The 9,032-nt window shown below is 35.1% G+C and carries 7 protein-coding genes, 1 tRNA gene and 2 pseudogenes; 7 read left to right on the plus strand and 3 right to left on the minus strand.

Annotation, left to right across the window (positions count from 1 at the left end):
* The 6 genes and pseudogenes from OZD62_RS00180 to OZD62_RS00205 form a co-directional block, all read left to right on the plus strand.
* Positions 1–225, plus strand: a pseudogene (locus OZD62_RS00180) (hypothetical protein); the annotation flags it as partial.
* A gap of 214 nt (positions 226–439) precedes the next feature.
* A complete protein-coding gene (locus tag OZD62_RS00185; RefSeq protein ID WP_070356716.1) occupies positions 440–1,387 on the plus strand; it encodes a hypothetical protein in 948 nt (315 codons plus the stop codon).
* Between the two features lie 63 nt (positions 1,388–1,450).
* Positions 1,451–1,528: transfer RNA gene (locus tag OZD62_RS00190), tRNA-Arg, on the plus strand.
* A gap of 82 nt (positions 1,529–1,610) precedes the next feature.
* Positions 1,611–2,798 (plus strand): molecular chaperone DnaJ, encoded by a 1,188-nt coding sequence (gene dnaJ / locus OZD62_RS00195; RefSeq protein WP_275019170.1) that lies wholly within the window; start codon positions 1,611–1,613, stop codon positions 2,796–2,798.
* A gap of 141 nt (positions 2,799–2,939) precedes the next feature.
* Positions 2,940–4,574 (plus strand): ribonuclease J, encoded by a 1,635-nt coding sequence (locus tag OZD62_RS00200; protein ID WP_275019171.1) that lies wholly within the window; start codon positions 2,940–2,942, stop codon positions 4,572–4,574.
* Positions 4,575–4,579: 5 nt separating this feature from the next.
* Entirely contained in the window at positions 4,580–5,842 is a 1,263-nt protein-coding gene (locus tag OZD62_RS00205; protein ID WP_006279726.1) for a Tol-Pal system protein TolB, read from the plus strand.
* A 41-nt stretch (positions 5,843–5,883) separates the two neighbouring features.
* Here OZD62_RS00205 and gatC read toward each other — a convergent pair whose 3' ends face one another.
* The 3 genes from gatC to OZD62_RS00220 all read right to left on the minus strand — a co-directional run bounded on the left by gatC (position 5,884) and on the right by OZD62_RS00220 (position 8,323).
* The gene (gatC, locus tag OZD62_RS00210) at positions 5,884–6,237 is read right to left on the minus strand and encodes an Asp-tRNA(Asn)/Glu-tRNA(Gln) amidotransferase subunit GatC (RefSeq protein ID WP_275019173.1); all 354 of its coding nucleotides are present in this window, start codon (positions 6,235–6,237) and stop codon (positions 5,884–5,886) included.
* Positions 6,227–7,153, minus strand: coding sequence for a ribose-phosphate diphosphokinase (locus tag OZD62_RS00215; RefSeq protein ID WP_010962322.1), 927 nt, complete (start codon positions 7,151–7,153; stop codon positions 6,227–6,229). The genes gatC and OZD62_RS00215 overlap by 11 nt, the downstream gene beginning before the upstream one ends.
* Before the next feature lie 303 nt (positions 7,154–7,456).
* On the minus strand, positions 7,457–8,323 hold the full coding sequence (locus OZD62_RS00220; RefSeq protein ID WP_275019174.1) for an ankyrin repeat domain-containing protein: 867 nt from the start codon (positions 8,321–8,323) through the stop codon (positions 7,457–7,459).
* Positions 8,324–8,736: 413 nt separating this feature from the next.
* Here OZD62_RS00220 and OZD62_RS00225 point away from each other — a divergent pair.
* Positions 8,737–9,032: pseudogene (locus tag OZD62_RS00225) on the plus strand (WD_0033/WD_0034 family tandem repeat-containing protein); the annotation flags it as partial.

Genomic DNA, 9,032 nt, shown 5'->3' on the forward strand with positions numbered 1-9,032 from the left:
AGGTTTAGCTGGAATGAAAAAGATTTAGTAGCATATGAAGAAAGAATAATGGATCTGCGGAAAGAAGAAGCCATTCTTGAATACAAACTTGAGGAAGGTATAGAGAAAGGAAAAATCGAAGTTGCAAAAAATTTACTTAAAGCTGGTGTATCTGTTAATTTAATAGCTGAATCCACTGGCCTTTCTCAAGCTGAAATTGTACAGCTTAAGCAAGAAGTGGCCTAAGTATCACGTTTTTCAGGGCTTCTTTAGCTCGGCAGTGGTCTGAAAAGTCCATTTTTCACTTTATAAAATGTTTATATTTTACCACCTACTTTATTTGAATAAGTTCTTCTGCCACATTCTGAACGGATACTTGAATCAGGCTCAAGTTAACAAGTAGATGTTATCTTGTTATAATAAATATTTATTAATTTAATCTTAACTTAAGAGGGTATTTATGGTAGCAAGTGATAGTGTTTTAAAAAGGTATGCGTTAGCCTATATAAAGAAATTAGGTAATAATAATAATATTGAAGGGTTTCTACAGTATTGTAATAATACACCGAATTTAACTTGGAGCAAGGAGAATTTTAAAAATGTGTATGAAGAATTTACACATCCAAATTCAAGCAATAGGCACGATACAGGAAGCAGAAATGATCAATATAACGCAGGGAATAACGCACAACCTACAGGCTCTCAGATTACACATATACATGTACACAATAGAGGTTTAGACTTTTGGGATTATTTGCTATTACAATGCTGGATGGATTCTTTATTCGGTGGACGTGGTCACACTACGGTTAATAATATAACGAATATTAACAATGGTAATACCACTCATCAAGGGAGAAAAGAGAATAAAAAAGAATCAGAAGACAGTAGAAAGCTATTAGCTTTGGGTATAGTAGCTGCAGTTGTGTGTGTTGCTTTCCATGCTGGTATGTGTTTTTGGTATAACAGCAGCAGAAAAGTGGCTAGAAAAGAAGAAAAAATAGATTACCTGGATAGTAAATTTAAAACGTTCAGAAATATAGAATTTGCGGTTGGCGTTGTTTCTTTGGCAGCTTTGGTAGCTTGTGCTGTTTACCCAGTCTTACCAGTGTGGGGTTTAGCTATCCTTGGCGTTAATTCTCTCGTATGTTTTGCTGGTGGTTTAGCTTTTCATATGAAGCATGAGGAAGAATTAGAAAATATCGAGAAAGCTAAAGGAGCGGTAGATAGCTGTCTTAGACAAGGGCATGGTTATGGAGATTCTTCTCGTTATGATGCACCACCTCCTTACTTTTCTCAAGATCCTAATACTACTCCAACTGCTCCTCCTTGTAGTGAATTTGATAATTCTAATGCGAAACGGCAGTTTGAGAATTGTGAGGGGTTCACGTATGATAGAAATCAATAGTTTTATTTTTAGCCAAATTAATTGAATCAAGCTACAAAACCTGCTAAAGTTAACTTTGTGAAAGCACCCTTAGCTCAGTTGGATTAGAGCATTTGACTACGGATCAAAAGGTCGGGCGTTCAAGTCGCTCAGGGTGCACCACATTTTATAGGAAACAGAAGTCACACTTGAAATTAATATATGTAATACCTATCTTTAAAGGTTAAGCACTAAACTATTATATATGAGCAAAAAAGACTACTATGATCTGCTGGAAGTAGGCAGAAATGACAGTATTGATGAGATAAAAAAAGCGTATAAAAAATTAGCATTAAAATATCATCCTGATAGAAATCCTGGCAATCAAGAAGCAGAGGAAAAATTTAAAGAAGTAACAGCTGCATATGAAGTTCTGTCTGACTCTGAGAAAAGGGCAGGCTATGACCGTTATGGCCACGAAGGTGCTTCTGGTGGATTTCAAGGCTTTAGCTCTGCAGGAGATTTTAGCGACATATTCAATGACTTCTTTGGTGGAGGATTCGGTGGTGGTGCAAGTAGATCGAGAGCAAAAAGAAGTACAACAGGAGTATCTGGAGCAGACCTACGTTATGATCTTGAAATTACCTTAGAAGATGCATTCAAAGGAATACAAGCGCCTATACATTATGTGACAAATGTAAAATGTGATACATGCCAAGGCACAGGTGGCGAAGGAGCAATTAAACCAGTTCAGTGCCACACATGCCAGGGAAGCGGTAGGATTAGAACTCAACAAGGCTTTTTTACCATCGAAAGAACATGTACTACATGCTATGGGGAAGGAGAAATAATACAAAACAAATGTAAGAAATGTGGTGGAAGTGGACGTAGAAGAGATGAAGTAAATATATCCGTTTCAATTCCAAAAGGCATAGAAGAAGGAGCTAAGGTAAGGATAAGTGGTAAAGGAGAAGCTGGAACAAAAGGTGGAAAAAGTGGAGATTTATACGTATACGTGAAAATAATTTTCCATAAAATCTTTGCTAGAAATAAAGCAGATTTACACTGTAAAGTGCCTATAAGAATGACACTAGCAGTGCTTGGTGGTGAAATCGATATTCAATCAATTGATGGAGCTAAAATAAAAGTAAAGGTCCCTGAAGGCACTCAAACTGGTACCAAACTACGTTGTAGGGAAAAGGGTATGCCATATATGAACTCACATGCTCGTGGTGATTTATACGTACAGGTAATAGTTGAGACTTTAAATCCAAAAAATTTAACTAAAAAGCAAATTGAACTATTAAAAGCGCTTGAAGAAGAGGAAAATGCAAGTGTACAACAGCAATCTGAAGGGTTTTTTAGTAAAGTAAAAAAAAAAATAAGAAATCTGCTAAATGACATTAAAGGGGTAACTGTTTACGGGTTTTCATTTAATCCTGCAATTCTTTGACCTTATTAATGGAAAACTTAACAATAGTGTTATTATTAGCCAACAGAAACTTCTTAGTTCCTTAAAACTATGTAAAAGCAATAAATTTCTTTATTTAAGGTCGAAGTTTTGCTATTCTCAGGTTTTAATAATTTAAATTTAATGAATATAAACAAAAATGAGTTTTTATTTCTTCCGCTTGGGGGAGTAGGAAGAATCGGGATGAATGTTAGCCTATATCATTACCAAGGTAAGTGGATTATGATCGACCTTGGTGTTGGTTTTGCAGATGAAACTATGCCAGGTGTTGAGCTGCTCATTGCTGATATAGATTTTATTGCTCAAAGAAAAAAAGATTTACTTGGAATAATAATTACACATGCACATGAGGACCACTGCGGTGCAGTGCCCCACTTGTGGGAAGAGTTGCAGTGCTCCATATATACAACAAAGTTTACGGTTAATTTTCTTAAAGAGAAACTAAAAGAATTTCGATTGGAAGGTATAGTGCCTGTGAAAGAGGTAGACATAAATGGCAGCATAAATTTGGGTCCTTTTACCGTCGAGTTTATAAATGTAACTCATTCAATTCCTGAGGCAAATTCAATATTAATTAGCACTGAAATGGGTAGTGCACTCCATACCGGAGACTGGAAATTTGATCCAAAACCTGTTGTTGGATTAACTTCTAATATGGAGCGTCTAAAAGAAATTGGCGATAAAGGTGACCTGCTTGCAGCAATTTGCGATTCAACCAATATATTAAGCAAGCATCACCCTGAGTCAGAAGGTGAAATTTATAATAATATTTATAACATAATAAAGCGGTCTAAAAAATTAGTTGCTGTTTCGCTATTCGCTTCAAATGTGGCACGAATTGAAACGATAAGCCAAGCTGCAAAAGCACTAAATAGAAAAGTAGTTTTACTTGGTAGATCTTTATGGAGAATAGTGAAAGTTGCGCAAGATAGTGGTTATTTAACTGATTCTCCTCAGTTTCTTGAAGCAAAGGAAGCAGTAAATTTTCCAAGGGAAGAACTGGTGCTACTTTGCACAGGTTGTCAAGGTGAGCCACTGGCAGCTACCGCAAGACTTGCTGCTAAGAGTCATCAAGCATTTAAAATGCAGCAAGGTGATACCATGATCTTTTCGTCAAAAATCATTCCTGGAAATGAAACTCGTGCGCACAACATGCTCAATGCCTTTATTGAGATGGGGGTAGAAGTTATTACTGAAAAAACAGAGCATGTTCATGCTTCTGGGCATCCAACAAGAGAAGAGCTAAAGGAAATGTATTCTTTAATAAAACCGAAGATGTCTATTCCAGTTCACGGCGAATATATTCACACGCATGCACATGTAAAATTTGCTAAAGAGTGCGGTGTGGCAAAAGCAATAATGATTGCACCAGGTGATATTGTTAATTTGGAGAACGGAGGAAAGGTTGATTCAATTGATGTTGACTACTTTGGTATTGATGGTATGTTGCTACGTCATCCGGAGAGCAGTGTTATAAAAATGCGTAAAAGAATGAGAGATGCCGGAGTTATTGTGGTAACAGCAGTTGTAAACAAGAAAAATAAATTGCTTGCTAAACCAAAAGTATTTGTACCTGGTGTTTTTGAAGTGCTAGAAGATGCAGCTACCATACAGAAAATTGTCAAGAAAGTTGAGTCGTCGTTTAGTTTGCAGCCAACAAAAAAAATTAAAAATAAGATTGAAAGTTCAATATTGAGTATCTTAAAGGAATATTTACTAAAAAGGCCTATAATCGAGGTTCAGATAGAACAGGTATGAAATGAATGAAGCTATTCGTTCATCTGGTGTTATTTATTTCGTTATTTATTCCTTATTTTACAAAAGCTGCTTTATATGTTGATATAAAAAAAAGCAGTGTTGGTAACATTGGTCTTGTTGTATCTAAATGTACATGTAAAACAGCGTTGGAAAGCGAATTAAGCGAAAATATTGCAAAGGTAATAGGAACAAATTTATCTAATTGTGGCTTATTTAATGTAAAACGTGGCGCGGAAGCTGAATCTAAATCTTGGAAAAGCGATACTGTAGTCACAGTAAGTTTAAGCGAAATATCTGGTAGTGCATTAGAGCTATCATTTCGTTTATTTGACGCTTTTACAAAAAGAGAATTACTTACTCAGTCAGTTGTTTTTCCAGCAAAAGACTGGAGAAAAATTGGTCACCTCGTTTCGGATGTGATACATGATAGATTAATTGGTGAGAAAGGGCACTTCAACACAAAAATCACGTATATCGCTGAAGAAAAAGATAGCAACTACAAATCTGTGCGTAAAATTGCTGTGATGAATCAAGATGGAAGTAATATAAAATACTTAACAAATGGCGATAGATTTGTGTCAACACCGAGATTCTCACCAAATGGAAAGGGTATTGTTTATATCTCGTACGCAAATGGTAAAAGTTATATAATATTAAAAAATTTAAAAGATAACACTGAATCAATAATCAGCGCATTTGAAGGAGTTGTTTCTGCACCAAGATTTTCTCCCGATGGTAAATCTCTTTTAATTTCCCACTCATTGGGTGGTGAAACGAATATATTATCTTTGGATTTAAGTAGTAAACGAACAAAAAAAATTACTAAAGGTTCAGCTATAAGCACTTCTCCCTCTTTTTCTCCAGATCAAAAGTATATGGCTTTTAGTTCTGATATAAGTGGGAGTCAGCAACTGTACGTTATCGATTTTACTAACAAAAGTAAAAAACCTAAAAGAATTAGTTTTGGAAGTGGAAGATATGCTACGCCTGTTTGGTCGCCAAAAGGAGATCTGATAGCTTTTACAAAGATTCAGTCAGGAAAATTTTACATAGGAGTTATGAAGCCAGATGGCAAAGAAGAACGTCTGCTTTCAGAGGGGCATAAAATTGAATCCCCGGCATGGTTACCAAATGGTAGAGAAATCATTTTTACAAGAACAGAATCACCAAGCAACTCTAAACTATATTTAGTAGACTTAGTAAAGAAAAATCAAAAAATGGTTTCCACTCCCACAAATGCTTCTTTACCGGATTGGTCTTATTTTTGAAAGTAGATCTATTATAGATTTGATATGAGCCTTATTTTACTTTAATTGCTTATAACCTTTGGCACTACGAAATACCCATGCTCAGGTTTTGTATTGGACAATATCTCTTTTTTAATGTTTTGAGAATTTATAACATCATTGCGTACATGAATGTCCTTGTCTATGCTGCCATAACGCATAGGAGAAACACCTTCAGTATTAACTTGCAATAAAGTATCATGTATCCAATCCAGCATTGTCAGTTCTTTGGAGTAGTGATCAATCTCGTCATTTGATAACTTAATCCTTACAAGCTGTGCAATTTTAAGCATTTCTTCTTTGGTAATTGTTATTTTTCTCTTATTTGCAAATTCTATTAGTGAAGTAATAACGTCTTCTGTTGACTTAGCTGGCATCTTTACCTCCTTGGATAAAGTGAGTTAAAATATCTACGACCGAAACAACTTCTATTTTACCAGTTTTTTCAAATTTGTGAAGTATGGTATCCGTAATCACTAATTTATCTAAAGAAGAGGAAGAAATTTTCTCAACTGCACTTCCTGAAAGCACGCCATGTGTGATGCATGAAATTACGGACTTTGCTCCGTGGCCTTTTAAAGCAAGAGCTGCATTACACAATGTTCCACCAGAGTCAACTATATCATCAACAATGACACAATTTTTATTTGCAACTTCTCCTATTATGTTCATTACTTGAGATGTGCCTGCTTTCTCCCTATATTTATCTACTACAATAATCTTATCATTTAACCCTATCTTGTACTTTTCCTCTAAAGTCTTTGCAAAAGCACGTGCTCTGCCAATTGCTCCAACATCAGGTGCAACAATTGCCAAATTTTCTGTGTGTATAGAGTCAACAAATGCTTCAAAGCAGTTCAAATTAGTTATCGGTACATCAAAGAATCCTTCAATTTGACTTGAGTGCAAATCAATAACTGCAACGCTACTTGCACCTGCAGTTTGAATAAGATTTGCAACTAATTTGGCACTTAAAGCAGACTGCACATTATTGTTCTTGATAATTCTATCTTGCCTGCTATATCCATAATAAGGGATAATTACTACTATCCTTTTGGCTCCTAATCTATTTACTGCATCAATTATAAGCAGAAGCTCCATAAGATTATCATTCACAGGGGGAGAAAGAGATTGTATTATATATACTTCTTGATTATATAGATCATTTGCTACTTCTACATTTACCTCACCATCGGTAAACTTTGATATCCAAGCAGAGGATGGTTGAACATCTAGCCGGTTAACTACTGATTCCCCTAATTCCTTACTAGCATTACCTATTATTATCTTCATAACGCACTAATTGAGTTTTTAAGATTATACAGAAATTGTGAAATAATTGAAATGTAAGTGTCTTTATCTAGCATTCTTGTCGGTGAATTAGATACCTCTTGTACAATGACCTGTCATTTTCACGCGTTGTTTCAATATATAGACCCAAATTGAAACAACTATACAAAATCCTGCTTATGTTTCAAGATAAATGACTTTAATGAAATATAATTTATCTAGTCATTTGTATCTGCTAACATACTACACTTCCCATTGTAGAGCCTCTGCAACTTACTGAAATTTATAATCGCTTTATAAAAAGCTTTATACTCTTTGCTTAATTGGAGGCGCTACCTCTGCACTTTCTGCTCTGTCTAGGGTACTACTTGGTTTTTCTGCAGTAATTTTTTGAATGCTACCATCTACCTTATTCTTGATATCTGCTCCATATGATCTTAATACTTCAATAGCTTTCTCGTTTCCACTATTCAGCGCAATATCCAAAGCATCCATTCCATCATTATTTTTGTGGTTGATAAAATTCTCTAACTCAAAGATTTTTATATATTGCTCAATGATGAATTCTACCACTTTTCCAGGGCAATTATTAGCGGCAGGAAAGAGTACTGCATTGTTATTATTGTCTTTCTTTGTTACATCTGCTTTGAGCTTGTCTATCAAATACTTGATAATTTCTATTCTGCTATCATCTTCTGCTTCAGTGCACTGCCTAGCAGCTAAAAACAGAGCTGTTCGCCCATTATTGTCCACATCTTCAATATCTTGTCCCTTATCAATTAAGGCTTGTATTATATTTTTGTTCCCATATAAAGCAGCAAAGTGAAGAGGAGTATACCCTTCGGTACTTTCTCTTGCATTAATCAATGCACCATGGCTAGCTAGTAATTCTATAAATTCTGGCGTATTTGCAAAAACTGCAAAGTGCATTGGTGTTAGATCATCTTTACCATGATTTTGAGTTTTTGCATTAACGTTTGCTCCATTTTTTATCAGCAATTTTGCTATTTCTAATTGTTTGCGTCCGATGGCAATATGCAGTGGCGTACGATTGCGTTCATAATGATCATTGACGTTTGTGCCACATTTTATTAGTAGTTCTGCAGCTTCAATATTACCTTCCTGAATTGCAACGTATAAGGAAGCATATCCATCTTTTGTTTCCTCTGTCATACGAAATTGCAAACATGTTAGTTCATATATTATTAAGGATTATTATTAAGTTTTTATTAATACAATATTAATGTAGCGGGATGACGAGCTTATCGTCATCCCGCCGCGAACCGTCATACCACTGCGAACCGTCATACCGCCGCGGTATCTCTAGATCCCGCTAACAAGCAGCGGGATGACGGTTTTTCAAATTATCGTAAGTCAGTTTAGCTATAGCTACAAGTTTCATTCTTCCCTTACAAATAACTTTACTGCGTCCTTTTTTCGGATTCAGAATTAGCAAGAAACGTTCTTGTAAGGTGGTCTACTAAAATTTTGCTTTATAAAACAATGTCTGAACTATGCAATTAATACATTATCAACACAACTGATTCATAAAAGCAAATATTATAACCACGAAGAGAGAAAATGTTATGCTTAGTTTAATAAGAAAGACCTTGAGAAAAAAAATGACTCATCAGGTAAACGATTCGAAATTGAAAGAGAAAGATGAAAAAAGTATTTTAAAATTAGCATCAAAAATAGAAGGCAAAAAAAGTAGCATTGCTGAAGAACTAGAAAAAATATCTGAAAAGGAAAAACAAAGGATTCTTACTACGGAAGTAAGTAAACATCGGGGTAAAGAATCAACTATTATATCACTTGCTTATGCTATACTACGTAAAGATAGTATAGCTGTTGAGAAAATGTTAAGAGTAGCTAAAGAAAA

It is taken from the genome of Wolbachia endosymbiont of Drosophila seguyi (assembly GCF_028981765.1).
GTDB lineage: Bacteria > Pseudomonadota > Alphaproteobacteria > Rickettsiales > Anaplasmataceae > Wolbachia > Wolbachia pipientis.

What these genes read in the sequence shown, in the direction of transcription:
- OZD62_RS00220 (WP_275019174.1), bottom strand. Translation starts at nt 8,323, where the DNA reads ATGACAGAGGAAACAAAAGATGGATATGCTTCCTTATACGTTGCAATT.
- OZD62_RS00205 (WP_006279726.1), top strand. Translation starts at nt 4,580, where the DNA reads ATGAAGCTATTCGTTCATCTGGTGTTATTTATTTCGTTATTTATTCCT.
- dnaJ (WP_275019170.1), top strand. Translation starts at nt 1,611, where the DNA reads ATGAGCAAAAAAGACTACTATGATCTGCTGGAAGTAGGCAGAAATGAC.
- OZD62_RS00215 (WP_010962322.1), bottom strand. Translation starts at nt 7,153, where the DNA reads ATGAAGATAATAATAGGTAATGCTAGTAAGGAATTAGGGGAATCAGTA.
- gatC (WP_275019173.1), bottom strand. Translation starts at nt 6,237, where the DNA reads ATGCCAGCTAAGTCAACAGAAGACGTTATTACTTCACTAATAGAATTT.
- OZD62_RS00200 (WP_275019171.1), top strand. Translation starts at nt 2,940, where the DNA reads ATGAATATAAACAAAAATGAGTTTTTATTTCTTCCGCTTGGGGGAGTA.
- OZD62_RS00185 (WP_070356716.1), top strand. Translation starts at nt 440, where the DNA reads ATGGTAGCAAGTGATAGTGTTTTAAAAAGGTATGCGTTAGCCTATATA.